We start from the raw sequence: 26365 nt of genomic DNA, 5'->3' as shown, positions 1-26365 counted from the left end.
AGCAGCCGAAACTTGGTGAAGGGTCGGTTAAGTAGGATCCCGTCATGATCTAAGCGATTGCTGTTTCTTCAGGGCACAGACGATAAAACACAGTCCGCCGGCGATCATGAACGTGGAGTAGAACTGCCCCTTGGTCAGCGAGAGGATGAAATCCTGACCGGCATCCGGCTGGCGGTAGTTCTCCACGATGATGCGGAACACGGCGTAGAGGACGAAAAACAAGCCGGTGATCACGCCGTGGGCAAGTTTGGGAAAACGCACCCGCACGGTGCAAAGAATCGCAAAGAGCACAAAACCCTCTAACAAGGATTCATACAACTGCGAGGGATGTCGCGCCTCCAACTGACTGCTAGGAATTTGCTTTTTGGGTGAGGTGTCAGAAGGGCTTGCCATGGGGTGAAAAGGGGGTTAAGGGGGAAAGGAGGGGAAAAGAATTTTGAATGGTGAGTTTTGAATAGTGGATGAGGGGCACTGGAATGAGAAATTGTGGGTAATTTCTTTCCTTGGTGGGTGATTGAGCATGAAATGTGCTCATATTCACTAATTGCAAGTATAGTCCTCTTACCCGCCGTGCCAAGGAAAATCGGCAGCGGGTATTCTACGAGATGGAGCAATCCATCGGATCAACCGGGATCGAGGACCAGGGTGCGGCCGTCGCCTAGCGGGACCTCCTCAGGTTTCCACCGTGGTCGCTGGTCATACGCGTTCCTGTGACCGGGTGGCGCGGAGGGGATTCTCGGACGGTTGAACCAGTCGAGTTCGGGATTCTGGTCAGGGATCCATTCCTTGACTGCCTTCCACGGCGGCTCGATGGGATCCATCGTTTCGATGTCGAATGGCGGCGGCGGCGGGCGGGGCAGCTTGATGACACCCTCCCAGAGTCCGTATAGCCGGAGGAAAAACTCGATCTCGCCGGGGTGCAGGTGAGTGCGCACGGGTTTCATCGTGCCCTTGCAGCAGGGGCACTGGAGAGGGTCGCCGCCCCAAACCTTGAGAATGAGGTCGCGCCACAGCGGGCGCATGTCGCGGGCACTGTGCTTGGGTGGCGCGGGGATGAGGAGGATCTGCACAGGCTTGTCCCGGATGGCTGCGGCAATGGTCTCCGGTTTCTGGGCGTGCTTCTTGCAGGCATGGATATCCGGGTGCGCGGGACGTTTTATTCCCCGGGACTTGTTGGAGTAAACGCCGTAGTAGCGCACGGTCTGCTGCCCCTTCGGCGGCAGGTGGTCAAGGGCGGCGGCGATGAAGTCCGGGGCTTTGAAGATCTGGAAGTTGCGTTTAATGCTGTGGTGACGCTTGGAGCGGTAAATGACGGTTTTCGTGGTGGCATTCCAGGTGATCTTCTGTAGGGAGAAGGGATGGCGCAGCAGATACTGGGCGAGGCGTTCGCGTCCCGCGGTATCGTCCGGGGCGATGATTTCCTCTCCCCCGTTGTCAATGTTGAAGCCGGAGTGTTTCCAGGCCAGCAGGAGCCCAAGCTTCTTGGCGCTAATGAGCCTGTTCTCGTGCAGGGTGTGGAGGAAGCGGTGCCGGAACAGCTCCACGGCGGTTGCCATGGATTCCTGCGGCATGCAGTGGAAGGAGCCGTCGGGGGCAAACAATCCGTCGGCTGCGAGGATATGGAGATGCGGGTGGAAGATGAGGTAGTCGCCGAAGGTATGCACGGCGGCGATCGCCCCGATGCGGCCCTCCGGCAAATCCAGCCGGGCGCGGAAGCTGTCCCGCAGGGTGGAGGCGGCGGTGTGGAAGAGATGGGTGAGGAGCCTGCGACGTTTCCTGAAGATACCGCGCAGCACCCGGGGGATGGTGAAGACAAACTGGCGGTGGGGCACGGCGTGGCAGACAGACCCTGCGATCCACGCGCTGGTGCCGCGCACCCGCCGCTGGTGGCACGATGATTCATCCGATGACACTCCCTACGGAAGCACGGTGGTAGAACTTCAGTCCCAGTAGAATACATGGCAAACCCACGCACAAACCTCCCAAGCTGGAAAAACAGGGCATGCCTCCGGCTTGCACTTGCCAGGCCACAAGCCGGAGGCTTAAACTGCTGCCACAACATCAGCAGCAGGCTCCCCCCATATCAAGGCGGAGGTGAGTGTGTAGTTCATGCGGCTGGCTTGAACACCACATACCAGAGTGGCGAGATTCCCCAGCGGGAGGGGGTGCTGTAGGAAATTTCAAGGCCACAAGCCCTGGCTTCCCGGGCGAGCCTGTTCAGCGACACCGGGGTCCTGTCCTGGATCGGCTGCCCTTGGACAAACTTCCTCAGTTTGCGGTAGCTCATCGAGGTTGAAAAGCTGTTGAAAAACGAGACAACGATCGGGCCGCTACTGATGCGGCGCAGTTCTGTCAATGCAGCCTGTCGGTCTTTTGATTCCACGAAATGGTGGAACAGGCGGTTACAAACCACCGCGTCAAACTGTCCGTTGTCAAAACCGGAATCAAAGACATCACTCTCATAGAACGGCACCTCTGATTCCGAAGTGTTGCCAATGGCTGGGTTGCACGAGGCGAGCGCAATCATCGAAGCCGCGCTATCCGCGCCGGACACCTGGTAGCCACATTCATGGAGCAAATTGATAAGCCGGCCCGTTCCACAAGGGAAATCCAATACGTGCGCCCCCCTGGGAATGTGCTGCAGACACCTGAGAATGGCCTTTTTTTCACGTTGATCGCGTTTATTATCGATGCGGTATTGCGATGGATATTTCGAGGCCACCTCCTTTTGTTTAAAACGGTCACAGTTTGCCCTGGTCTGCTGGTCGATGTTGATTTCTATCATTGTTTTATCCGGGTTGGGATTGGCGGCGGCAACTCGCCTGTCGCGCTCTCCATGATCATTGCCACAAGCAACATGATAGATGGGTGAGAGACCCCATGAAAATCGCCCCGGATTGCACCATCGTGGATTTTCTTTACCATGGATCCCTTACAAATGATCCAGTATTGCCAATTTCTCACTCTTTTCTCATCATTGCCATGCTATCCTTCCGCCCGGCATCAAAACACCCTCTCCAAAATCTGACCACCTCAACACCGCCATACCATCATGCGCATCCTTGTCATTGAAGACTACCTCCCCATCCTCGAAAACGTGGTCGCCAGCTTAACCGAAGAAGGATATGCAGTGGACGCCTCGGCAACGGGCGATGAAGGCCTGTGGTATGCAGAGAACCACAACTACGATGTGATCATACTTGATCTCATGCTGCCCACCATCAACGGTATCACCATCCTGAGTAAAATCAGGAAAAACGGCGACAACACCCCGGTCATCATCATCAGTGCCAGGGACTCCGTCGAGGCTCGTGTCGATGGGCTTAATGCAGGTGCTGACGACTACTTGATCAAACCATTTTCACTCCGTGAACTCATTGCCAGGGTCAAATCCCAGACCAGGAAACACTACAACCAGAAGGCAAAGGTTTTTACCATGGACAGCCTGCGTATCGACTTCGATGCCAAAAGAGTATTCCGCGATGAGAAAGAAATCATCCTGACAAAACGCGAATACGGAATCCTGGAATATCTCGCGCACCGCCCTGGCGAGGTTGTCTCGCGCATGGATGTCTGGAATCATGTCTACCAGGAAAACGAGGACTATGCCAGTAACGCCATTGATGTCTACGTCGGGTATCTTCGGAAAAAACTCAATAAGGAAGGGCAAGCGAATCTTATTCAAACCCGGCGCGGGCAAGGTTATTATCTGGAGGCACCAAGCTCGTGAAAACCCCATCTATCAAAAAGCGGCTGCTCATCAGCATCGTCCTACTGATCGTTACCATGCTCGGGATCGGCTCCACGGGCCTCTACTTGAAAGTGCGTCAGTCCCACTATGAGCAAATTGATATCGACTTGCAAAAAATAGCCGAGCTGCTCGCTATCGAGATCGAAGTCAACGATGGGAAAGTCATCTATGAATGGTTGGACGAACTCGATACACACCCAGGAAAGAACCAGAAGGACTACATCCAAAGCTGGGATGCACAGGGAAACAACCCTGGCCGATCACCTGACCTAGAGGAAATGGACTTGCCTTTTTTTCATGGTGAACTCAACGAATACGTTTACCGCGATGTGACCTTGCCAGAAGGTCGCCGGGGCAGGGCTGTTGGATTATTATTAATACCCAGCCTCTCTGAGGAGGATGCTTCAGAACATGAAAAAACGACGTTCACCCCACCACCCCACGTGCTGGTAGTCGCCATCGATATCGAGCACAGTGCACGACGCCTTGCCAAACTCCGCTGGGCTTTTGCCCTGACAACCATCGGCCTTATCCTCGCTACTTCCATGGTGATCTCCTTCATCATTAACAATAGTTTGCAGCCGATTAAAGACCTTGCCTTGCAAGTCAGTGACGCGCTTCCCGAGAACTCAGGCACTGCATTCCATATTGCTCCGAACTTCCCCCTGGAACTCCGCGAACTCGTCTCACACTACAACAAGTTGATCGAACGCATTGATCTGGCACGGACCCGCGAACGTGATTTTTCCGCCAATGCGGCCCATGAGTTACGCACACCTCTCACGGGTATCTCCACGACACTCGAGCTTGCCCTCAGCAAACCCAGGGACAATCCCTACTACGTAAACAGCATCACCAGGACCCTTGATATCAGCAGCTCCATGCAGCTCCTGCTCGAGCGCTTGATGAGCTTCGCCAAACTTCAAAACGATGCCTACCCGCTGACCACCACAACAGTGGATATCCAGGGCATTCTCAAGCAGTCGTGGGAAGAGCAGAAGGAAAAAGCCAACGCCCGGGAGCTTGCCGTATTATGGAGCCTGGATCCTACAGCCACCACGGTCGATACGGATAAACAGCTCTTCCACATCCTCGTGCGAAACCTCATCAACAATGCTGTCTCCTACGCCAAAGCCTCAACAACGATCACCATCATCACCCAACGCCTCAACGGTCACATCGCGCTGCGCATCACCAACGAAACCACAGGGCTGAATGCCAGTGACACGGAAAAGTTTTTTGATCCGTTTTTCAGATTGGATGCCGCCAGGGGGATGAGCGAGAACCACTACGGCATTGGCCTGGCATTGTGCCGGGAAATATCACGTGTGCTGGGAGGCCGCATATCGGCAAAACTTGATGAGGACATGGTCATCTCGATCGAGTTTATTTTCGATTAACAAATCCCGTTTCTCATCATTTCCTCATTCCGGCCAGGTTAGATTCGGCGCGAAACCGATACACGACCGCATGCCGAACCAACCCGCCCCAAACAAGCCAAGCCCGTTCACACTTTCCCCTGATCAGAACAAGTTTCTGCTCATGGTGCTCGGGCTGCTGTTTCTGCTGCGCGTTCTGGTGATCATCGAGGTCCCGTTTACCGACACCACCGAAGCACGCTATGCGGAAATCGCCCGCAAGATGGTGGAGACCAACGACTGGATCACGCCGCAGTTCGACTACGGAGTTCCCTTCTGGGGAAAGCCACCGCTGCATACTTGGATATCCGCGCTGGGGATGAAATGCTTCGGGGTCAATGAATTTGGCGGACGCATCTTTATCTTTGCCACGGCCTGCGCTTTGTTGCTGATTCTCTACCAATGGGTGAAACGCTACAAAGGCCATGGCTACGCGCTGTTAGGCACCGTCATTCTAGCAAGTAGCGGCCTTTTCTATATTGCCATGGCGACGGTTATGACAGACCTCGTGATGACCTTCGGTACGAGCTTGTGTATGATCGCATTTTGGAACGCACTGCACCCGCCCACCACGGCTACAACCCGTTCTCGAAACCAACTTTGGGGGTATCTCTTTTTCATAGGCCTCGCAATCGGCCTGCTGGCCAAGGGTCCAGTGGCGACCGTGCTGACAGCATTACCCATCGGGCTCTGGGTATTGATCACTGGCCAATGGGAAGCCACGTGGAAGAGGCTCCCGTGGATCAAGGGGGGCATCCTTACCCTTGTAATTGCAGTCCCCTGGTACATCCTCGCCGAGCTAAAGACGCCCGGGTTTCTTGATTACTTCATCATCGGCGAGCATTTGCAACGTTTCTCAAAAAGCGGATGGAATGGAGATCTTTATGGTCATGCCCATGCAGAACCTAGAGGCAGTATCTGGGGTTTTATACTAGTGGCGCTCATGCCGTGGACACCCTTCGTGCTTGCACCTCTAACACGTTTCCAACTCATCTTTCATCAAATTAAACCTGCGAAAAACCCCTGGGGCTTCTATCTTCTCTGCTGGGCGATTTCTCCGATGTTGTTCTTCACTCTCGCCACCAACATCATCCTAACATACGTCATTACAGGTATTCCAGCGTGCTGTTATCTGGCCATCGAACTGTGGCAAGCCCGCCAACAACCGGAGCAATTCACGACTCCTGGTACCGCCCGGTTTTTCGCCGGTAGCGTCATCGCTTCACTGGTCATCTTCCTCTCACTCTACCTGATCTATATCAACAACGATGACTTCATAGCCAGAAAGTCACAGGTCCTGCTCGTAGCAAAAAAACAGGAGTTAAGCAGCCAGGAGCCAGGTGGTCTTTTCTACTGGAAAACCCGGCGTTATTACTCCTCCCAGTTCTATAGCCGCGGCAACGCAAAAAGATGCAAACTCGAAAGCGAGCTTGCTGGTATCACCACGAATGAAACACGGGATTTTATCGCCGTGAACAGCAAGAAGATCGCATCCATTCCATCAGCCGTCATCACTCACTTCTCTCCTGTAGGCACCTTTGGTGAACTTACCCTCTATCGCGAAAACCCGATAGCAAAGGACATCCAATAGCCACTCACATACGAACATGAGCATACCTGAGATTTCCTGTGTCATTCCAGCCTTCAATGAAGCTGAGAACATCCCCTGCCTACTCAAGGAGCTGGCAGCGGAGTTTGCTCAGCTCGCACGCAGCTACGAAGTTATTATCATCGACGACGGCAGCCGGGATCATACCGCCAAGGTAGTCACAGAAGCTCTTGCGTCATACCCACTCCGGTTGCTGAAATTATCACGTAACTTTGGCAAGGAAAGCGCCATCACCGCGGGTTTGGCGCACGCCCAAGGAAAGGCGGTCATTATTATGGATGCCGACCTCCAGCACCCGGTGAGCTACATCCCCCGCTTCCTCAAGCTCTGGGGCAATGGTGCCAAGATGGTCTATGCCATCCGTGAAAACAGAGATGATGAATCCTTTCTCAAAAGAAAACTTAGCGCACTGTTTTACCAGCTCATGATCCACGGGTCAGAAATCCCCGTCACGCCGAATGCACTCGATTTCAGATTACTGGATCGTCAGGTCGTCGATGCCCTCCTCACGCTCCCCGAGCAACACCGCTTCATGAAAGGGCTCTACAACTGGGTGGGCTTTGAAGGTGTCGCACTGCCACTGACACCGGCTAACAGAAATTCAGGTAATACCAAATTCAGTATTCGAGGCCTGATCAAATTCGCGGTCACAGGCATCACTTCATTTTCCTCCCTGCCGCTGCGCATGTGGACCGTCATCGGAGGGCTCGTTTCTCTGATTTCCATACTCTACGCACTCTACGTAGCGCTAAAAACATTTGCTTTCGGAGCCTCCGTGCCCGGCTGGGCGACCATTACCTGCGCCGTGTTTTTCCTCGGTGGCATCCAACTCATCTCCATCGGTATCCTCGGGGAATATGTCGGCCGTATTTTTGACGAGGTCAAACGACGTCCTAACTATGTCATCGACACAGACAGCCAACAAGCTTAACACTTCATGAACCACCGCCCAAACCGAACCCCCGTCATCTGTGCCGACGACTATGGCATGAACCTGCAGATCACGGCGGGAATCCTCCGCCTCGCCCGACAGGAAAAAATCCAAGCCCTGTCTTGCATGGTCAACGCGCCCGATTGGCAGGATCATGCCGACAACCTAACAGACCTTCCTGCATCCATCAAAATAGGTCTTCACTTTGACCTCACCCACCCATTCACTCCTAGGCATCGTCCACTGCACTACTGGATAAGGCAGGCTCTGTGTGGAAAAATCGATGCGGCCCTGGTCACGGATGCACTCCACTCTCAATGGAACGCCTTCGTGGAAACAACCGGCAGAAGTCCGGATCATTTTGACAGCCATCAGCACGTCCATACATTCCCCATCATCAGACATTGCTTACTGAATTTCATCAAAGAAAAAGCTCCCGCTCCTGGCATGCTCCCAGTCCGAGACCCCTCGCCCCTGATGGCACCCTATCCATTTTTCAAAAGTAAAATCCTACGCCTAGTAGCCAGAGGATTCACCGAAGAACTCGGACCATACCTTGCCAACCAGTACTTCGGAGGTCTTTATAGCCTCAAACCTCGAATGAACTTCCCCTCACTTCTTAATAGCTGGGTCACTAATGCCGCCCCCGGCACCCTCATCATGTGCCACCCCGGAGAGCCTAGCGATGACCCCACCGATCCCATTTCCGATACCCGGGCAGGAGAACTACAAGCCCTTCTCTCATTCGAAAGCACTAACAACCTTGCTCTGCAGAGATGACACAATTACTTAAACAGGCTTCTCGATTCGGCATTGTGGGCATCATTGCGATGATCGCTCACTTCGCGCTGGTGGTGGTATTTGTCAACCTATCCATACCTCCACTCATTGCCAACGTCATCGCCTTCCTGGGAGCTTTTCAGATCAGCTACTGGGGACACGTTAGCTGGAGTTTTGCGGAGGCATCCTCACCCCGGGGCAGCTCCCTAAGACGCTTTTTCATGGTCGCCACCAGCAGTTTTCTACTTAACGAAATCCTGTTCGCCATCCTACTCGAGTTCACCTCCCTGACCTATCAGACCGCTCTCATATTGGTGCTGACCTTTGTGGCTGGCCTGACATTCTTTCTCAGTCGGCATTGGGCATTTGCACATCAGGATACTTGATGATCCTACTTGTCGTGAGGACGGCTACAGGCTAAACCTGCTCCACCTTATGAAAGCCAAACTCAAACTCACCGCCATTGTCGCCATGACTCCTGACCGGGTGATAGGAAAAGAGGGCGGGCTCCCCTGGCATCTTCCCGAGGATCTGAAACTCTTCAAACGGCACACCACCGGGCACCCGATTGTGATGGGGCGTAAAACTTGGGACTCGATTGGCTTCCCGCTTCCCCACCGACAAAGCATTGTGCTCACGCGGGATACCGACTGGTCGGCCGAGGGGGCCGAGGTGATTCACACGCCTGATGAACTGCAGAACATCCAGCTTATCGCCTCCCAGGTGTACATCATTGGCGGAGCCCAGGTGTACGAGCTTTTTATGCCGCAGCTTGATGAAATCCTCGTCTCACACGTGTATGCGTCTTACCCAGGCGATACACGCTTCCCAGAATTTGAATCTGAATTCCCTCATGTCACCATCGAGGAAAAATATGAGACGTTTGAGCTGAGGCGTTACAGTAGGACAGCTTTGTAAGCTGTCGGCAACCCAGGCGCTCATCCTTTGCTCTCATCCTGCCGACAGCTTACAAAGCTGTCCTACCTTCTAACAATCTTGCCACATGTTTGGCGATCACGTCGGCCTCGAGGTTGACCTTCTGGCCGACAGTGGCATCGCTCAGGCGCGTCAGTTCCATCGTGTGAGGGATGATCCAGAATACGGCGGAATTTTCCTTCAGCTCGGCGATGGTCAGAGAAATTCCGTCAATGGCGAGCGATCCTTTGTCGATGCAGAGCTTCTGGATTTCATCCGGCAATGAGATTTCCAGCCGGTGGTCCTGCCCGTGTGGCGAGAGATCGAGGATGGTGCCGGTGGTATCGACATGACCTTGCACGAAGTGGCCGCCAAAGCGGTCGCCTGCCAGCATGGCACGCTCGAGATTAACCAGCCGCCCCTCACTCAGCTCGCCCAGCGACGTGACATCGAGTGTCTGTTTCAGGACATCGAAGCCAGCTGTCTGTCCGTCGTGAGCCGTGACTGTCAGGCAGCAGCCATTGACGGCGACGGACTCGCCGTCGTTGAGTTCATCGGCAAAGGGAATCTCCACGGTGAGCCGGGCCTGGTCGCCACGGAACTCGATTGCCCGAACCCTGCCGGTTGCCTCTATTAATCCTGTAAACATGGGAATGGTGTGGTGAATGAACTAGTGATCCGCCTTTTGCTCGACGGGAGGCATGGCTTTCTTTTCAAACATTTTATCAATACCGTTGTCCGGGAAAAGCATCATCACCAATGAGACGATTATGGTGGGAGTCAGCGCAGCGAGCAGGAGTTTGCCTGGGGAAATACCATCACCAAAGAATTTACTCAGAAGTGCCTGGCCAGCCGGGTTTGGCGCGTTGGCGATAACGGTCAGGCCACCGCCGGATACGGCGCCTGCGAGCACGGCGTATTTAAGCTGCGGTCCAAGTCCATCGACTTGACTTGCGAGGAAAGTAATGGCTGCGTTATCATTAAACGAGGTCAGCACCACCGAGCCGATAAAGAGCGGGGTCTCGCCCAGGCTGGTAATCACGGGAGCCAGCCACCACCCTTGCAAACCGCCATGGATGACCAGTCCTGCGAGAAAGAAACCGACGAGGATTGGCCCTCTCAAATGCACCACGGACTGGTGATGCGCCGTGCCCTGACGAAAGGCCAGGAAGAATAAAAAGCCGCCCACAAACATGGCCGGTGTATGGGCGAAATACACGGTCCACCCCATGAACAGGAGGTGGGTCAGTGTAATCCAGAGCGGGATCGGCGTTTCCTTACCTTGCAAGTCCCCTTTACCATCGCCATCGTGATCCGCAAGGCGCTTACCCATTTTTGCCAATTCCTTACGGAACACAGCAAAGTAGAGACAGGTGGAAATCAGGATTCCCACCACGGCCTTGTCGCCGTAATGCAGGAGCATTTCCATGGTCGTTAGGTCCCACTTGTCGGGACCCGCCACCATCAATACGGGTGGTGCGGCAAAATTGGTCAGAACCCCACCCACGGAGATATTCACGAAGAGCAGTCCGAGAGTTCCGTATGCAAATTTAGCCGACGGCTTGAGGCTGTAGAATTTCTTGGCCAACAGCATGGCGGCAATGGTCATGGCGCCGGGCTCGGTGATAAATGAACCAAGGACGGGCGCGACGGTGAGAATGGACAACCACCAGGCGCCGGGTGTCTCCTTTCCCCACTTGGCGAAAAACCTCAACGCTCGCTCCGCAAAGCTCAGGATAGGGCGAGTCGAAGCCAGTGCCATGATGATCACCACGAACATGGGCTCGGTGAAATTCACGCCTGATACATAGGCTTCCGCCGTTTTGATGTCGTAGAAACTAACGATCGCGCCGATCAGGGCGATCACCCAGATCCCGAAAATGGCCTCAATCTCGCCAAAGAAGTGGAGCAGCGTCGCCTTGAAGCTCACCATATCCTTTGCCTTGGCCGATTTCCCCTGGGCTGCCATTTCACGTCTGATACGGGCATCATGATCGTGCTGCACCTTGTGGGAGTATTTCGTGATGGGAACGGCAAAAAAGGTATGTGTAATCGCCAGGATAAAAATGATACTGGCCACCAGAAGGAATGGCTCCTGCTCGGCGCGATAGCTGATTTTCTCCCACACCCCCGATATTCCGGCAGCCTGTTCCTCTGAGGGAAACTTCTCCATTTTCTCGACAAACTCAGGCTTTTTGGCGTCGTGGCCACCACCGGCATAAGCAGCGGGAGCGGCCAGCGTGCAAACCATTATTACCAGACTCAGGATTGTTTTTCTCATAGGTTGGCGATTCAATAACATAGGGTGCGACCATGACAATGGCTTTTTCCCAAAAACAAATCATTTTTTGTCATGCATCGCGGTATCCATTCCCCCTTTGATTTGGAGCAAATTGCGCTAAGCTGGGTCTGTGAAGGTGTTTCCCGACGGGGTTAGAAAACAAATCGTTGATTGGCGGCAGATGATCGCCCGTGAGCTAGCCATGGATACTGACGGAGGCATCAGTGAGGGCAATGACGTCGAGGTCTACTTTGACGGCGACCGTGTCTATGCGGAAATGCTCGAAGCCATCTCCTCGGCCAAGGTATTTGTGCATCTGGAAATGTATATGTTTCTGTCTGATGACATTGGTCGGAAATTCGCGGCGGCGCTTTCCCAAAAAGCCCGCGACGGTGTGCCGGTCAGGGTGATTTTTGATTCCATCGGATCATCGGACGCCAACGTGATGCAATGGGCCCGCATGCGTGACGCCGGGGTGTCGGTTGTTGAATACCGACCCGCCGGTTTCTGGAGCGGCCTGTGGGGGAAACGGGGGGGCATCATGGGTAGAAACCATCGAAAAAACCTGATCATCGATGGCGCGGTTGGATTTACCGGAGGCATGAACCTTGGAAACCAATGGTCACAAGAGCACACACGGGAGGATGCATGGCGGGATACGCAGGTAAAGCTATCAGGCCCCGCCGTGCTGGACCTCAACAAGCTGTTCCTCGACAGCTGGAAACACGCGACGGATGAAAGCCCGATCTGCCAGACCTCCGCTGTCCCCTCACCGGGAAGCTGTCGGTGTATGGTGATTGGCAGTCAGGGACTTGGCAGCCGGAAACAAATTCGCCGGCTGTTCTCCGTGCATCTTGATCAGGCCCGGCAATCGGTGAAGATGACCATGCCTTATTTTGTCCCCCCGAAGCGACTTCGAAAATCGTTGCAACGCGCTGCGGCACGTGGCGTCAACATCTCCATCCTGGTGCCCAGGGACTCAGACGTCACCATGGTCGACTGGTTACGTGAGGGACTCTACCCCAGCCTGCTCAATTGGGGAGTGCGTGTCATTGAATACCTTGGCCCCGTCCTCCACGCCAAGACGATGGTGGTGGATGACAGTGTGGCCATCATCGGGTCCAACAATTTCGACATCCTCTCCGTGCTGATGAACCGCGAGACCGCTATTGTTGTTTTTGATGATGACGTGGCTGAAGAGCTGGAACTGCAGTGGGAAAATGACCTGATGCTCTCCGAGCGCGTCGCCAACGACTGGCAAGGCATCAGGCCATGGTGGCGGTTGTGGATGGCAAAGATCGGATGTTTGTTAATCCGCAGACTGTGAGGGACGCGTGGGCGTCCCCTTACCGCGCCACTTTTCTAACCAGGTCGGAGAACTCGGTGCGCAGGCCTTTGGGATCGTCACCGCGGCCTTGCTCGGCGAGCTGACGGACGAGTTGGTATGTCCCCCGCCCCGCATGCTCGCTCTGGCGTTGCAGCATTCCGAAGAGGCTGACACCGGAGGCAAACTTGAAATCGGCACTGGCGTCCTGCCAGGTTTTTCCACTATCAATCACAGGGGTTTTCAAGTAGGTGCTTTCCGTTTCCTTGGTGGCGTCAGGCTGCTTATAGGCGAGTTTTACCGTAAGCATGTTAGGACTCTCAACCACGTCGCGATCAGTGGGCTTGGGGGCTGCCTTCCTTTGTTGATACTCTAAATCATCCACCGCCGGTTCTTGCTCCGCATCTCCCGGCACCACTTCGTAGAGTGCCGTCACGCTGTGACCTGCACCAATCTCGCCGGCATCGATGCGTTTGTTTTTAAAGTCCTCTTTTTTAAGCATCCTGTTAGCATAACCGATCAGTCGGTAGCTTTGTACTTTAGCGGGGTTGAACTCGACTTGTATCTTCACATCCTTGGCAATGGTCACCATGGTGCCCATCATGTCATCCAGGAACACCTTGCGGCCCTCGCGCAGGTTATCGATGTAGTAGTAGTTTCCGTTTCCCTTGTTGGTGATTTTCTCAAGCATGTTGTCGTTCAGGTTCCCCTGGCCAAACCCTAACACACTCATGAACACGCCGCTTTTTGCCTCGCGCTCAACCATACTTACCAGCGCGTCGGTGCCGACGACTCCCACATTGAAGTCACCATCGGTGCCGAGGATCACGCGGTTCACGCCACCTTTGACAAAGTGCTTCTTCGCCACTTTGTAGGCGAGGGTGATGCCTGCACCACCGTTGGTGGAGCCTCCTGAGCGGAAGTTGTTGAGTTTATTGAGGATGGTTTTACGGCCAGCCTCGTCAACGTATGTCGGAGGTAATGCCAGCCCCTGGGCACCGGCGTAGACGACGATACTCACCGAGTCGTCCGCATTGAGCTCCTTGAGGAGAATCTTCATGGAGTCAACTAACAGCGGCAGCTTGTCCTGACTGTTCATGGACCCTGAGACATCGAGCAAAAACACCAGGTTGGCAGCCGGACGTTCCTCACGCATGATCTCTTTTCCTTTCAAGCCGATCTTGACCAACCGGTGTCCGGGATTCCACGGACAGGATGCCGTTTCCACATTCACACTGAAGGGATGTTTTCCCTCGGGTTGAGGATAGTCATAGCTGAAATAGTTGATCATTTCCTCAATCCGGACCGCATCCCTGGGGACGGCCTGGCCACTCTGGATCATGCGCCGGACGTTAGTGTAGGAGGCGGTATCCACGTCCACTGAAAAAGTGGAAAGAGGCTCCTGCCAGGGTGACTTGAAGGCGTTGTCGTTGAGGGTGCCATAATGATTCGCCACCGCCCTCCGAGCTTGCGGGGCAACGCGGCCAAAACCAGCGCCGCCGCCGCCATCGCCATTTCCGTCTCCCCAACCATCGTGGAAATCATCGCCGTCGCCATAATCAAGGCTAGGATCAACACGGGTGGACTCGGGAACCATCACCTCCCTTCGCTTATTGGAGGCAATCACTCTCGCGGCATTGCCCGATGGTGCTGTGGGCTTGCGTAAAGCGGGTGCTTCCGCCGCAGGAGCCGGAGGCGGGGCAGGAAGATGCATGGCCGATTCATCGCTTGCGCCGGGAGTCTGCATTTTCTTCTCGGATGCTGCAACGGGTGCCTGCTTGTAGTCTCTCCTGTCAGAATGAACCACCGCATCACGGCTCGGTGCCAGCTCGCTGGATAGCTCGGGTTCGTATTGGTCATACATGGCCATGTCGGAACTTCGTTTTTCATTCCAGCCGTAGAAACCAACAGCCGCTACAGTTAGCGCGGCAGCTATACCAAGCCCGAGCCCCGCCCTGTTTCCTGATCGACCGGAGGTGTGGGCCATACTCACGACGCCGTCCTCCTCATCCAGTCGTTGTTCAAGCGATGCCAGAAATTCAGCATCATCCTTGCCCCCATTTCGGGCATGCTCCTGAAGCAGGGCATCAATCATTTTATCTTCATTTTTCATGTTCTTAAATTGGTATTTGGAGTTTAAAACTTGGAGTTTTTTTCGAGTTTGGCGTTTAGAATCTAGAGTTTAGCAGCAAGGCAGTCGCGCAGACCACCCCGGGCCCGCTCAAGACGTTTTCGCAGGGTGGCGCTCTGGACACTCAATACGCTTGCCGCTTCCTCACCGCTGTAGCCATCGTAGTAAAACGCCTTCACCGCCTCGGCGAGGCTCTCGGGGAGTTTCTTCAGGCAGAGTTCGAGCCGGGCAAACACGCCGCCCTGGTCGCGCAAGCCATCCCATTGCCTGGCATCGGCCTCGAGGAATTCCAGTGTTTCTTCATCCAGGGCGACCTCCCTGGCGTTTTTCCGTAACGACTCGCGCCACTTGTTACGGACAATCCCCCGCATCCATGAGCCGAAGTCGCGGGTGATGTCAAAAGTCTCCAGGTTACTCCAGGCCACGACAAAGGCGTCCTGGACAATATCCCGCGAAGTATGCTCCTCCCTGGTCAGGGCCCTTGCATAGGCAAGGAGTCCACGGTGATGCTCCTTCACCAGGATGGAGAAGGATTTCCGGTCGGTCGTTGATAATTGTTTCACAGCTTGCATAATCTTCACCCGTTCTTGAGCCGAGGACGAGGATATGTGACATCTTTCTGGAAAAAAATCATTTGGTATTTGGAGTTTGGTCGTTGGAGTTTTAAAAGACAACGTGCCCGCTGCCCGAGTCTTGATAGACGGACCATCCGAACTGGTCTTCGATTACGCCATCCCCGAGGGAATGGACGCCAAACCGGGTTGTCGGGTTAAAATCCCGCTGCGCAACCGGGCATCCACCGGCACCATCCTCGATATCACGGAGGAAATGCCGCAGAATTTCGATCTGCGGCCGATCGACACGCTGATCGATCCCGAGCCGCTGATCACCCCCCATCTACTCAACCTCGGCAAGTGGATGGCCGACTATTATGGCTCACCGATGGAGCTCGTCATGCGCGCTCTTTTACCAGAGGCGGTCCGACAAGAATCAAACTCGGAGAAAACACGCAAAATCGTCGTTCTCACTCGAAAACCTGATGAGGAAGCGATGGCGAAACTGGCAAAACGCGCACAACGCCAGCACGTCATCATTTCCCTGCTCGAAGCCGCAGGTGGCCAGATGGCTCTCAAAGACCTCGGTGGTGGTGCCGTGACCGCATCGGTGAAGGCGCTAGAAAAACAGGGGCTGGTCGAATTCAAGGAAGAAGCGGTCCGCCGCGATCCGGATGAGGGTGAAGAGTTCCTCGAAGATAAACCGCTTGTGCTCAATCCCGGCCAGACGGTGGCGATGGAACACGTTCTGGCGCAAATCAATGAACCGCAGAAACCGATGCTCATGCACGGCGTGACCGGCTCGGGAAAAACGGAAGTCTACCTGCAAGCCGCCCAACATTGCGTCGACGCCGGAAAGAGTGTCCTGATCCTCCTGCCCGAAATCTCGCTGACACCACAAACCGTTCAACGGTTCAAATCCCGCTTCGCCTCGATCCAGGACCAAGTCGCCGTCCTCCATTCCCACCTCTCCCAGGGTGAACGGTTTGATGAATGGCATCGTATCCGGTCGGGCAAGGCACGGATCGTCATCGGTGCCCGCAGTGCGGTGTTCGCCCCCCTCACCAACCTTGGTATCATCATCGTCGATGAGGAGCATGAGAACTCCTATAAACAAGACAGCGCCCCGAGATACCATGGTCGCGATCTGGCCGTGCTGCGTGGCCATCTGGAGCAATGCGCCGTATTGTTAGGCTCGGCCACCCCGTCGCTGGAATCATTTCATAATACCGAAACCGGAAAATACCACCTGCTCACCCTTGAAGAACGGGCCGATGGCCAGTCGTTGCCCATCATCCGCATCGTCGACATGCGTATTGAAGGGAAAAAACACAAGGGGGGGCCCGCTATCCTCTCGGATCCGCTCCGGGGGCGGATGGAGGCCAAACTTGCCGAGGGCGAGCAGGTCATCCTGTTTCTCAACCGCCGTGGCTTTGCCCGCTCGCTGCAATGCCCGGGCTGCGGCCATGTCTGTGAATGCCGTCACTGCGCCTTGCCCCTCACCTACCACCGTGCCGAAGAGCGGCTCATTTGCCACATGTGCGGGCATCAGGCGATCACCCCGAAAAAATGCCCTGAGTGCGGCGACCCGTCGATCCGCTTCCAAGGCTACGGCACGGAACAGGTCGAGGGGGTGTTAAAAAAAGTCTTCCCGCTGGCCAGGCTGGCCCGGATCGACACCGACACGATGCGACGGAAAAACGCCCTGCGCGACACCTTGCAAAAATTCCGTCAGCGTAAAATCGACATCATCATCGGCACCCAGATGATCGCCAAGGGGCTCCATTTTCCCAACGTCACCCTGGTCGGGGTGCTCAATGCCGATCTCGGCCTGCACATTCCCGATTTCCGTGCCGGGGAAAGAACCTTCCAGCTCCTCACCCAGGTAGCGGGCCGCGCCGGCCGCGGCGAGCTTGAAGGTGAGGTCATCGTGCAGACGTTCACCCCGCACTCGCCATCCATCCAGTATGCGCGCCACCACGACTTCAACGGCTACGCCGACCAGGAGCTGGAGTTCAGGAAACAGTTCGGCTACCCGCCCTACACCCACTGCGCGGTGATCCAGACCCGCTCCACCCACGAGCGTCGTGCCGAGTTCACCCTGCAAAACCTCTACCAGAGGCTCAAAGCCACCCTTCCCTCCGGTATGGTTCTGCACGAGCCCCTGCCGGCGGCACTCACCAAGGCGCACGGGCAATATCGTTTCCAGCTGATGATGCTGGGCGTCTCGGCGCGCCAGCTCTCCCGACACATCAATCAGATCCTCGCACAAACCCCTCCGCCTGAGGACGTTACCATCGTTTTCGACATGGATGCCATGGGCTTTTAGGATATTTTCCCAATTTGGTATTTGGCGTTTGAAATCAGGTGTTTAAAAACAGCCATGGCCTTTTCGGAGTAACCAGACATCAACAGCCACCCACCGATACCTTGCTATGGGAAATAATGAGTCCAACCATGACCAAGCCAGCCTGAGCGACCACCTCGTTTACGTGCTCTACCGGGGCTTTGAATGCTTCCTTCGACTCCTCCCGATGGAGTTCGTCTGTATCATCGGGGCGACGATGGGGCAAGTCACCTATTTCCTGATGCCCAGGCGTCGGCAGATCGTTCTCAGGAACCTGCGGATCGTTCATCATGGCCGATTGTCACCCCGGGAGCTCAACGCCCTTGCCCGGAAGACATTCCGGACATCCGGCCTCAACCTGGTCGCCAGTATCACGGCATCCACATTGACCAACAAGGAGATCATCGAACGCGTCGAAGTGGTAGGTCGCGAACACCTGCTCAACGCTCTGGCAAACAACCAAGGCTGCATCCTGCTGCTCGGCCACATGGGAAACTGGGAGGTACTCACCCAGTTGAAAACACTGGTTCCCGAGATCAAGTCACCGGCATCGCTTTACCGACCGCTCAATAATCCATTGTTGAACCGACTCGTCAAGCGGCGCAGACAGAGTCGGGGCGCAGCCTTGTTCAATCGGTTTGACGGATTCACCAAACCCATCACCCTTCTGAAATCCGGCGGCTTCCTGGGGGTCATCGCCGACCAGAGTGCAGGCAAACACGGGATGCCGGTCCCCCTGTATGGCAAGCTGGCATCGATGACCAACCTGCCGGCACTCCTGCATCGTAAAACCAAAGCACCGATCCTCCCTGTTTCCATGTGTACTGTTTCTCCAGGCAGATGGAAAGTGGTAGTGCACCCCGCTCTGGAGGTCTCGGCTGACGAACTCAAAGATACCTACAAGGTGACAGCCAGATGTGCCAAGGCATACGAACAGCTGATGAATGAAAGCCCGGCCGATGTCCTCTGGATGCACAACTACTGGCGTGGCGCCAACAGGACAGCACTCAAGATCCGGGGCTCGGTGCCACGTAACATGAAACCCGCCGACCTATCATTCACTGTGCCTTTTTACCTTCTGATCTACATCCCGATGCGGCCGGCGAACGAGAGCCTCGGCGAGGTGTTACGCTATCTCCGCTCGTGCCGACCCGATTTCCATATCACGCTTGTCGGCAGCATCCCCCCTCCAGCAGAGGCCGATACCACTCTACCCGTTGTCCCTGATGAGCCGCCACATCTCGCGGCGAACGCTATCAGGAATTACGAGGCGTCGCTACCAGCACCCTTCGATTGCGCTCTCGACCTCTCGCTGGATGGCACTGGTACCACACTCTTGACAATGGCGGGTATCGACAAAATTTTCGCTTTAAAAAACGAGCCCCCTGTCGGAGGACATGATGATCCAGCCAACTACCAAGCTCGACTGGAATCCTTTATTACGCGTATCAGCCCTGCTCCCGAATAACAGCGCCCCACCATCTCCTTATGAAAACAATTACCCAGGCAGAGTTTCAAAAAATCTGTGCAGCTGGCCGACCTGACGATGAAAAGTTTGGTTATCCTTCGATGATCTATCACCCCGGTGACAGCATCACCAAAGTCTGGGCCAATCCGGTCAAGTTCTTTTCATCAGCCCGAATCAAACCCTACGCAAAACGTTTTGTCGACAACGCCAGGCTGATTACATCACTGGGTATCGCGGCACCTGAAATCACCGATTATTTCAAGATTGAAAAAACCGACGTCCATATCGTCCAGTACAAGATACTCCCCGGTGAAAGCATCCGCGAACTCCTCGAAACAAACCCTGGAAAACTCGACATCCCCGGCCTTGCCGCGTTTATCCATCGCCTGCACGAGTCAGGCATCGAGTTTCGCACCATCCACTTTGGCAACGTCATCCAGATGGAGGATATGGGCTATGGACTGATCGACTTCTGTGATATCAGCCACAGTGGCAAAGCCCTCACACCCGGGAGGCGCGCCGTCAATCTGGCCGTCCCCATGAAATATGCAAATGACATGGCGCTGATGGAAAAAGCCGGACTCCCTGACCTGAAGGAGTCCTATCTGGAGGCATGGAAACCCACCGACCGCGACAGGCAATCCTTCCTCACAAACCTAACAAAGCGACTTAACAGGTTCAAACAATGAGTTCATGGCACCATTAAAACGTCAATCCATCGACCTCAGCACCTTCGAGAACCTGATCGAAGGCTCTGAGATCATTGTCACCCATAAAAGATGGCCCAAGGTCATCCGCAAAGGTGCTGTCTATACCAAGTTTTTCAGCTACGACAACAAAGGCATCCGGCGCAGGCACCTCAACCCGGTTGCCACTGAGTTTGTCAGAAATGCCGAACGCATCACCGCGCTTGGCATCAACACCATCCGTCCCGATTTCTGGGCACGGTGCCCCGAGGCCGAGTGTGATGTCGTCAGCTACGAGTCGGTGCCTGGTCGGACCGTTTACAACGCCTACCAAAGCGACCAGGACCCGGGCTTACTCACCAAGCTCGCCAAATACATCGCGGAACTTCACGGGAAAAACTTCTATTTCCGCCATGGCCATAGCGACAACTACCTGATCCAGGACGATGGCTCGTTTGCGATCATCGATATGGATAACGTCCGCTACTCGATGAACCGCAGGCGGAAGGCAAAAAACCTGTTTTATCTACTCGATCACGCCGTGAGAAATGATCGTGATCTCTACCAGCGTTACGGTGTCGCCAATTTCCTGGAGGCTTACTTTACCAGTGCCTCCACACCAGCTGCCGATCGTGAGTTTATTCTTGGCAACCTTCGCAAACGGGGACTCGTAATCAACTAGCCTGGCGATGAAACAAATGACCACACAGGAACTCGACTCTCTCTGCAGGAATGGCACAGCCATTGATAGCCAGGGAGGCTACCCCTGTGTGGTGATCCATCCCGATCAGACGATCACCAAAATCTGGGCGATCAAAAAACGATTCTTCTCATCCAACACCCTCTCCCACTATGCGACCCGGTTTGTCAACAATGCCGCCAGGTTAGCGGCGCTCGGCATCCGGGTCCCGGAAATCCTCGAGCATGCCAAGGTAGAAAACAGCCATATCAGAGTGGTGAAATACAAATCCCTGCCGGGAAAAAGTATGCGTGAATTACTCAAGGAGGATCCTGATCAAGTCGACATCCCCGACCTGTGCCGGTTCATTTTTTCACTGCATGAACTGGGTATTCTATACCGCTCGATTCATCTGGGTAACATCATCCAAACCGCCCCTGGTGAGTATGGACTGATCGATTTCACGGATGTCAAATTTTACAACAAGCCGGTCCCTCTACTCCGGCGGGCGGCCAATCTGGCTTTTCCACTCAGGTATGACAAGGACGCCAAGCGAATCAAAAAGGCCAAGCTACCCAAGATCCTGAAAAGCTACCTAGCTCTACTCAAGCTCGACAAGGCACACAAAAAGGAGTTCAAGCAGCACTTCAAGCACTACAAGAAGCGCTGAAACACACCCGGCATGCACATCTCCTTACCACGGTGCCTGCGGTAGAACTTCCGGGCCCGCATGACAACCGCGTGCCAGAGTGCCTTGTTGGCAATGAGCTGACTTTTCCAATCGGCCCCCAGATAGACACGTAAAAATGCCACGATGTCGCGGTCGGTGACACCACAGTCGATAGCCGAGTATAACAACGCCCCCAGATCTTTCGCCAGCCATCTTTGCGGCACCTTGTCACGCAGCTGGGCCCGGTGCAGGTCGATCACCGGCAGCCTGAAGTCCTGCTCCGGCGACCAGCCAGTCCAGTCGCGCTCCACGATATGAAAATGGCACAGGTAAAAGTCCCGGTGATTCATCCCGGCACCGTGCATCCTTCCGGCGGATGCAGCGACTTTTCTAACAATCATTCTTTTCAAGGCCAGACGGGCAGCGCCTTGCAGTCCTCCGAGACCCTTCAGGAAATCCTCCACCTCGACCAGTTCCTCAAGCGCCTGCATGATGACAAAGGATTCGATTCTCGCGGGATTGCAACCGCGTTTCCCCTTGCCAACGATCCTTACCGTCTCCACACCGACGCGTTCGAGTACCTCGACGGCCTGCCACTCGTTGGAGGCATCGATTATGGGTAAACGGAACGCCAGCAGGTTTTTAAACACCTCTTTCCAGCCAATCCCGGTGTGGATCTTGGCAAAATAACTTTTTCCCCCGTGTTCAAAACGCAAGGTCCGCCGCCCCTCCTTGGCCCGGTAGATTTTACCATCGAGTGCCAGAACCTTGTCAAAGGCTCCTCCACCCGAAGTAACATCCGGAAATTTGTCCTTTATTTCAGGGGCAAGCTCAATCATCCGCACTCAGCAGAGCTTGCATCTTCGATCAGGTCAAGAACAGCCCGCCAGAATTACTCTTGGCATCGACCAGAATCAGGTCAGAATCCGAGTTCCGCAACGCCATGAAGTTTGCCATTTTTCTCCAGCACTATTTCCCATACGGAGGGCTGCAACGTGACGCGGTCCGCCTCGCGCAGGCCGCGGTGCACGCGGGAGACCTGCCCACACTCGTGGTGGCAACCTGGCAGGGAGACAAGCCTGGCGGCATCCCGGTGGTCGAGCTGAACAGTGGTGGCAGCAGCAACCACTCGAAGGCCGCCCGATTCGCGACAGCTTGCCAGCGGTTGGTCCAATCGGGGGATTTCGACACTTCTATCTGTTTCAGTAGAGTGCCCAACACACCATTTCACTTCTGTGGAGACTCGTGTTTTTTGGACAAATTCCTGGCATCCAAACCAGCTCTGGCGCGGCTCCTGCCACGCTACAGGTATTTCCTCAACACCGAACAACAACTGTTCGGACCCGGGGCCCGGACACATGTTTTCTTTCTCGCCGAGCCTGACGTCAAGGTCTACCAGGAGCATTACCAGCTGGCCCGGGAGCGGCTCACCGTCCTTCCTCCCTGGGTGAAAAAACCAACTCCGCCGGAGCAATCCCGCGCTCAGACCCGTAGGCGTATCTTCGATCAGCTCGGGCTGGCGGAATCAGACCAGCTGCTTCTCTTTGTAGGCTCCAATTTCAAACTCAAACGTGTCGCAACCATCATCGAGGCACTCCCGCTCACAGACAAACACGTCCATCTGGCCGTCTGTGGCGATGACAAGGCAGACCAGCTTACCAAACTGGCGGTATCACGCAACGTGGCCAATCGAGTGCATACCCTGGGACCACGAAACGACATCCCGTCCCTGATGACCGCCGCCGATCTGCTCGTTCACCCGTCGAGCCGGGAAACGGCGGGTATGGTCCTTGTCGAGGCTCTGACCCATGGTCTACCCGTCACCTGCACCCGCCTTTGTGGTTATGCCAGCCATGTCGCCGACGCCGGCGGCACGCTGCTGAGCGACGACTGCCCGCCGCAGGAAATTTGCGACACGGTTACCCAGATGCTCGGGGACTTACCCACACTCCGACAGCAGGCTCTCGACTGGGCCTCGTCCCCCGCGCTTTACCGCACGGCCAACGTCATTCTTGACCATATGCGAGAGTCGGTTAAACAATCCCCCCACCTCCCGATTTCACAACCACAAGCTTGAATCTCATGCCGACAAAATCATACATCGACCCTGACTGGAAAGCCTCATTTGAGAAATCGGGTTTCCCGGACTTCCAAGCATGGTGGGACACCGAGGGCGAACTCGTCGAGGAAGGGAACTTCCGTGGCAAGGACGACAATACCTCGTGGAGCCACGTTTGCCGCATCCGTCTGGATGACGGCCGGGTTGTTTACCTGAAGCGCCAGCAAAACCATTACCCCAACAATGTCATCCTCAAGCTAAGGCGTATACCGACCTTTGAGCTCGAATGGCGGAATTACAATCGACTGCAAAAGGCCGGGGTCCCAACGATGAAGATCATCTACTTCGCCAGCCGCAAACACAATGGCAGCCGCCAGTGTATCGTTGTCTCCGAAGAGGTCAAAGGCATGAGTGATATCGATCAGCTTGTCGCCTGGTGTGTCAAAAACAAGCAGTGGCCACCACGCCATCAACGCTACGCCTTGCTGGATGCCGTTTTAAAAATCCTTAAAAAAACGCATTCCGCCGGCATCATTCACAACGCGCTCTACGGCCGGCATATCTATCTCAACATCACCTATGTCGACGGCTCTCCCGTGTTGCCTGGGAAGTTCGATGCCTGTTTTATCGATCTCGAGCGCACCAAGTATCCAGGCGTAAGATCGAAGAAAATGATCTACAATGACCTCAAGACCATGTTCCGCTACATCCCCGAGTGGCCGACACGTGACACCGTCTGGTTTCTGAAAAAATATCTGGGCATCACCAGGCTCACGCCCGAGGCCAAGGCCATCGTCCGGGACCTGGCCCCTACCCGGAAAAAGCACAGAACCTTTGAATAGACCCATATGGTCAACACGCTTTGCCGGGGAATCTTGAAATGTAAAGTTCCACCCATTCGTCGTGCAAACCAGCTGTTTATAGCCAAATCAAAACTGATGAATCATGCAAATTCAAACAACGCAATTCGGGAACGGATCGGCACGCTTTCTGTTAGTTAATAAATTAAAATTCAGCCATAATTTGTCTTTTCCATTACAACTCTTCAAGAGCATCGGGTAACTTGTCCCGCCGTAGCCTTGGCGTAGGAGGATGCCTCAAAAACCCCACCAGTAAAGGCATAAAACTCGACGTGGTATCATTTCTCAAGAACCTCAACACAGCTCAAACACACACCATTAATCGCAACTACTCCTCACTAAGATCCACACGTAAACACTCGATGAAAGCGTGGAAATCTATCAGAAATCACCCGATGTCAATTTGGCAAAACCATACGATGATAATTTGGCAGTGTACAATTTAGCGATAGCGACTAGAGTTGGGAAGGTTGATATTTGGGAGGCTAACATACATATCTAACACTACACAATCCACGGACCCCGTACAGAAATAGACGTGGTGTTCCATAAGGGTGATCATGTGCCCGCCCCCTGGAGTCGCCAAGAAGAAAAAAACCAACCACGTGCTAGAAAAGTCACGCTGAGAAGTAATCTGACAAAGTCATCGCCATCCTGCAGCTCACGAAGTGAACTGAGATCTGTTCCTGCGGAAACAGACAGCCGCCGACCCCAATACAATCAACAGACCTGACGTTGGCTCAGGAACTTGAACAGGCGGGGAAAGATCAGGTGCCCAGTCGTAGTTAATTCCGGAAGTTCCAAGGTAGAGACTATCACTGACATTCGTACCCAGTGCTGGCGCTAAAGTCGCAAACGAAGACAAGCCATGTGAACCTGCAGCTATGTTGGTAGTCGCGTTCACCATATTGAACTCAATGGGAGTCAGTCGTTGCTCAGAACCAGCAATCTGCTGAGTTCTCCAACCAATATCCGAGATGTTAGAGTATTTATGCACATCAAAGCTGATATCAATTCCACCTACGCCATCTTCTTCAAACGTAAGGTTCATGTTGTACCAATAGAGCTCCGTACTAAATATGTTATCACCAACCCCTCCGCCCAGATAAGTGGTGGCGTCTAGTTGCACACCCGTAGCGAGGGAAGCCACTATGGCCCCAGATTCGTTACGGATCGTGAAGTCCCCGGTAATGCTACCCGTATCTCCACCGTCAGAGGCCACGGTATCGTTCCAGTCCAGCTTGACATTACTATCGGCCACAAAGGACAGATAGAGCGCATCAACCGAATTATCTCCAAAGTATTTATCAGAAGTCCCCCCGGAAATATCCATGAGTCCTATTTGGATGATTTGATTATTTTGCCCCTCTGAAATTAGTCTTGGAACATGTCCCAGCGAGTTAAACATATCCATTTCAATCTTCTCATTCGCCAGATTATACGAAGTCTTTGAAACGATCGACATTCTACCGCTAGAAGGACCTGCCTCATCATAAAAGAAACCTCTTCCCGAAAAACGCTCGGTTGTACCTATACCGTCAGTAATCCCCTCAGAATTGACAACCCTGACTGAACTAGTAGAACCCGAAGTTCTCAAGGCATTGTGATCTTCCGTCGCTGTGTCAGGTAGTTGCGCAGTCGGCGTACTGCCAGGCCGGTAGGTTGTTGTGCCGGGACTGTTTTCGAGAGTCCACGTCACAGCCGATGCCGATCCAGTGATCAATGTTGATAATGGCAAAACAAATGTTGCGAAGCCGGTAGGGAAGCTAGAACAAGTTTTCATAATAGTAAGGGTGATTTACGGGTTTGAATCAGTAAACATGCATTTCTCGATTGTGAACGTTCCCGCATACTTTACTTATTTTAATAATTAGTCAATATAAATATTAAAAGTTTTTAAAC

24 protein-coding genes are annotated in these 26365 nt (G+C 54.2%); 15 read left to right on the top strand and 9 right to left on the bottom strand.

From position 1 onward, the window contains the following. Positions 1-42 precede the first annotated feature (42 nt). The 3 genes from H7A51_18910 to H7A51_18900 form a co-directional block, all read right to left on the bottom strand. Positions 43-393, bottom strand: coding sequence for a prolipoprotein diacylglyceryl transferase (locus H7A51_18910; protein MCP5538290.1), 351 nt, complete (start codon positions 391-393; stop codon positions 43-45). A gap of 230 nt (positions 394-623) precedes the next feature. Then, positions 624-1913 carry a transposase gene (locus H7A51_18905; GenBank protein MCP5538289.1) on the bottom strand — a complete coding sequence of 430 codons (1290 nt, stop codon included), beginning with the start codon at positions 1911-1913 and terminating at the stop codon, positions 624-626. Between the two features lie 194 nt (positions 1914-2107). Beyond that, positions 2108-2785, bottom strand: a complete 678-nt coding sequence (locus H7A51_18900; GenBank protein MCP5538288.1) for a class I SAM-dependent methyltransferase — start codon at positions 2783-2785, stop codon at positions 2108-2110. A 267-nt stretch (positions 2786-3052) separates the two neighbouring features. Here H7A51_18900 and H7A51_18895 point away from each other — a divergent pair, with 267 nt between their 5' ends. From H7A51_18895 to H7A51_18865, 7 genes are all read left to right on the top strand, one after another. Further along, positions 3053-3730, top strand: a complete 678-nt coding sequence (locus H7A51_18895; protein ID MCP5538287.1) for a response regulator transcription factor — start codon at positions 3053-3055, stop codon at positions 3728-3730. Then, positions 3727-5151, top strand: coding sequence for a hypothetical protein (locus H7A51_18890; protein MCP5538286.1), 1425 nt, complete (start codon positions 3727-3729; stop codon positions 5149-5151). The genes H7A51_18895 and H7A51_18890 overlap by 4 nt, the downstream gene beginning before the upstream one ends. Positions 5152-5221: 70 nt before the next feature. Then, positions 5222-6760, top strand: a complete 1539-nt coding sequence (locus H7A51_18885) for a glycosyltransferase family 39 protein (GenBank protein MCP5538285.1) — start codon at positions 5222-5224, stop codon at positions 6758-6760. Between the two features lie 16 nt (positions 6761-6776). Continuing rightward, positions 6777-7709 carry a glycosyltransferase family 2 protein gene (locus H7A51_18880; protein MCP5538284.1) on the top strand — a complete coding sequence of 311 codons (933 nt, stop codon included), beginning with the start codon at positions 6777-6779 and terminating at the stop codon, positions 7707-7709. Between the two features lie 6 nt (positions 7710-7715). Beyond that, a complete protein-coding gene (locus tag H7A51_18875; protein ID MCP5538283.1) occupies positions 7716-8489 on the top strand; it encodes a ChbG/HpnK family deacetylase in 774 nt (257 codons plus the stop codon). Further along, positions 8486-8875 carry a GtrA family protein gene (locus tag H7A51_18870; protein ID MCP5538282.1) on the top strand — a complete coding sequence of 130 codons (390 nt, stop codon included), beginning with the start codon at positions 8486-8488 and terminating at the stop codon, positions 8873-8875. Before H7A51_18875 ends, H7A51_18870 begins: the two co-directional genes overlap by 4 nt. A gap of 49 nt (positions 8876-8924) precedes the next feature. Beyond that, entirely contained in the window at positions 8925-9407 is a 483-nt protein-coding gene (locus H7A51_18865) for a dihydrofolate reductase (GenBank protein MCP5538281.1), read from the top strand. A 49-nt stretch (positions 9408-9456) separates the two neighbouring features. Here the strand turns inward: H7A51_18865 and H7A51_18860 are convergent, their stop codons facing one another. Together H7A51_18860 and H7A51_18855 are read right to left on the bottom strand one after the other, a co-directional pair. Further along, positions 9457-10053 carry a riboflavin synthase gene (locus H7A51_18860; GenBank protein MCP5538280.1) on the bottom strand — a complete coding sequence of 199 codons (597 nt, stop codon included), beginning with the start codon at positions 10051-10053 and terminating at the stop codon, positions 9457-9459. A 21-nt stretch (positions 10054-10074) separates the two neighbouring features. After that, positions 10075-11670, bottom strand: a complete 1596-nt coding sequence (locus tag H7A51_18855) for a putative Na+/H+ antiporter (GenBank protein MCP5538279.1) — start codon at positions 11668-11670, stop codon at positions 10075-10077. 145 nt (positions 11671-11815) lie between these two features. On the opposite strand from H7A51_18855, the gene H7A51_18850 reads away from it, so the two are divergent. After that, on the top strand, positions 11816-13012 hold the full coding sequence (locus tag H7A51_18850) for a phosphatidylserine/phosphatidylglycerophosphate/cardiolipin synthase family protein (GenBank protein MCP5538278.1): 1197 nt from the start codon (positions 11816-11818) through the stop codon (positions 13010-13012). Between the two features lie 19 nt (positions 13013-13031). On the opposite strand, the gene H7A51_18845 is transcribed toward H7A51_18850, so the two are convergent. Together H7A51_18845 and H7A51_18840 are read right to left on the bottom strand one after the other, a co-directional pair. Continuing rightward, positions 13032-15122, bottom strand: coding sequence for a VWA domain-containing protein (locus tag H7A51_18845; protein ID MCP5538277.1), 2091 nt, complete (start codon positions 15120-15122; stop codon positions 13032-13034). A 62-nt stretch (positions 15123-15184) separates the two neighbouring features. Then, positions 15185-15703 carry a sigma-70 family RNA polymerase sigma factor gene (locus H7A51_18840; protein ID MCP5538276.1) on the bottom strand — a complete coding sequence of 173 codons (519 nt, stop codon included), beginning with the start codon at positions 15701-15703 and terminating at the stop codon, positions 15185-15187. 112 nt (positions 15704-15815) lie between these two features. Between H7A51_18840 and priA the strand changes: the two genes are divergently transcribed. The 5 genes from priA to H7A51_18815 all read left to right on the top strand — a co-directional run bounded on the left by priA (position 15816) and on the right by H7A51_18815 (position 21544). Beyond that, positions 15816-18023 (top strand): primosomal protein N', encoded by a 2208-nt coding sequence (gene priA / locus H7A51_18835; GenBank protein ID MCP5538275.1) that lies wholly within the window; start codon positions 15816-15818, stop codon positions 18021-18023. A gap of 106 nt (positions 18024-18129) precedes the next feature. After that, positions 18130-19509 (top strand): lysophospholipid acyltransferase family protein, encoded by a 1380-nt coding sequence (locus H7A51_18830; protein ID MCP5538274.1) that lies wholly within the window; start codon positions 18130-18132, stop codon positions 19507-19509. Positions 19510-19529: 20 nt separating this feature from the next. Next, a complete protein-coding gene (locus H7A51_18825; GenBank protein MCP5538273.1) occupies positions 19530-20198 on the top strand; it encodes a hypothetical protein in 669 nt (222 codons plus the stop codon). Between the two features lie 4 nt (positions 20199-20202). Then, positions 20203-20877: a hypothetical protein gene (locus H7A51_18820; GenBank protein MCP5538272.1), complete on the top strand. Its 675-nt coding sequence runs from the start codon at positions 20203-20205 to the stop codon at positions 20875-20877. A 7-nt stretch (positions 20878-20884) separates the two neighbouring features. Further along, positions 20885-21544, top strand: a complete 660-nt coding sequence (locus H7A51_18815; protein ID MCP5538271.1) for a hypothetical protein — start codon at positions 20885-20887, stop codon at positions 21542-21544. Here H7A51_18815 and rfaP read toward each other — a convergent pair. Beyond that, the gene (gene rfaP, locus H7A51_18810) at positions 21529-22383 is read right to left on the bottom strand and encodes a lipopolysaccharide core heptose(I) kinase RfaP (protein ID MCP5538270.1); all 855 of its coding nucleotides are present in this window, start codon (positions 22381-22383) and stop codon (positions 21529-21531) included. The genes H7A51_18815 and rfaP overlap by 16 nt on opposite strands. 104 nt (positions 22384-22487) lie before the next feature. Here rfaP and H7A51_18805 point away from each other — a divergent pair, with 104 nt between their 5' ends. Then, positions 22488-23621, top strand: a complete 1134-nt coding sequence (locus H7A51_18805) for a glycosyltransferase family 4 protein (GenBank protein MCP5538269.1) — start codon at positions 22488-22490, stop codon at positions 23619-23621. Between the two features lie 5 nt (positions 23622-23626). Continuing rightward, a complete protein-coding gene (locus H7A51_18800; GenBank protein MCP5538268.1) occupies positions 23627-24445 on the top strand; it encodes a hypothetical protein in 819 nt (272 codons plus the stop codon). Positions 24446-25124: 679 nt separating this feature from the next. Here the strand turns inward: H7A51_18800 and H7A51_18795 are convergent. Beyond that, a complete protein-coding gene (locus tag H7A51_18795; GenBank protein ID MCP5538267.1) occupies positions 25125-26246 on the bottom strand; it encodes a PEP-CTERM sorting domain-containing protein in 1122 nt (373 codons plus the stop codon). Between the last annotated feature and the right edge of the window lie 119 nt (positions 26247-26365).

The organism is Akkermansiaceae bacterium (genome assembly GCA_024233115.1).
GTDB lineage: Bacteria > Verrucomicrobiota > Verrucomicrobiia > Verrucomicrobiales > Akkermansiaceae > Oceaniferula.
Note: the sequence above shows the minus strand (reverse complement) of the source record. Positions and strands in the feature narration are given on the sequence as shown.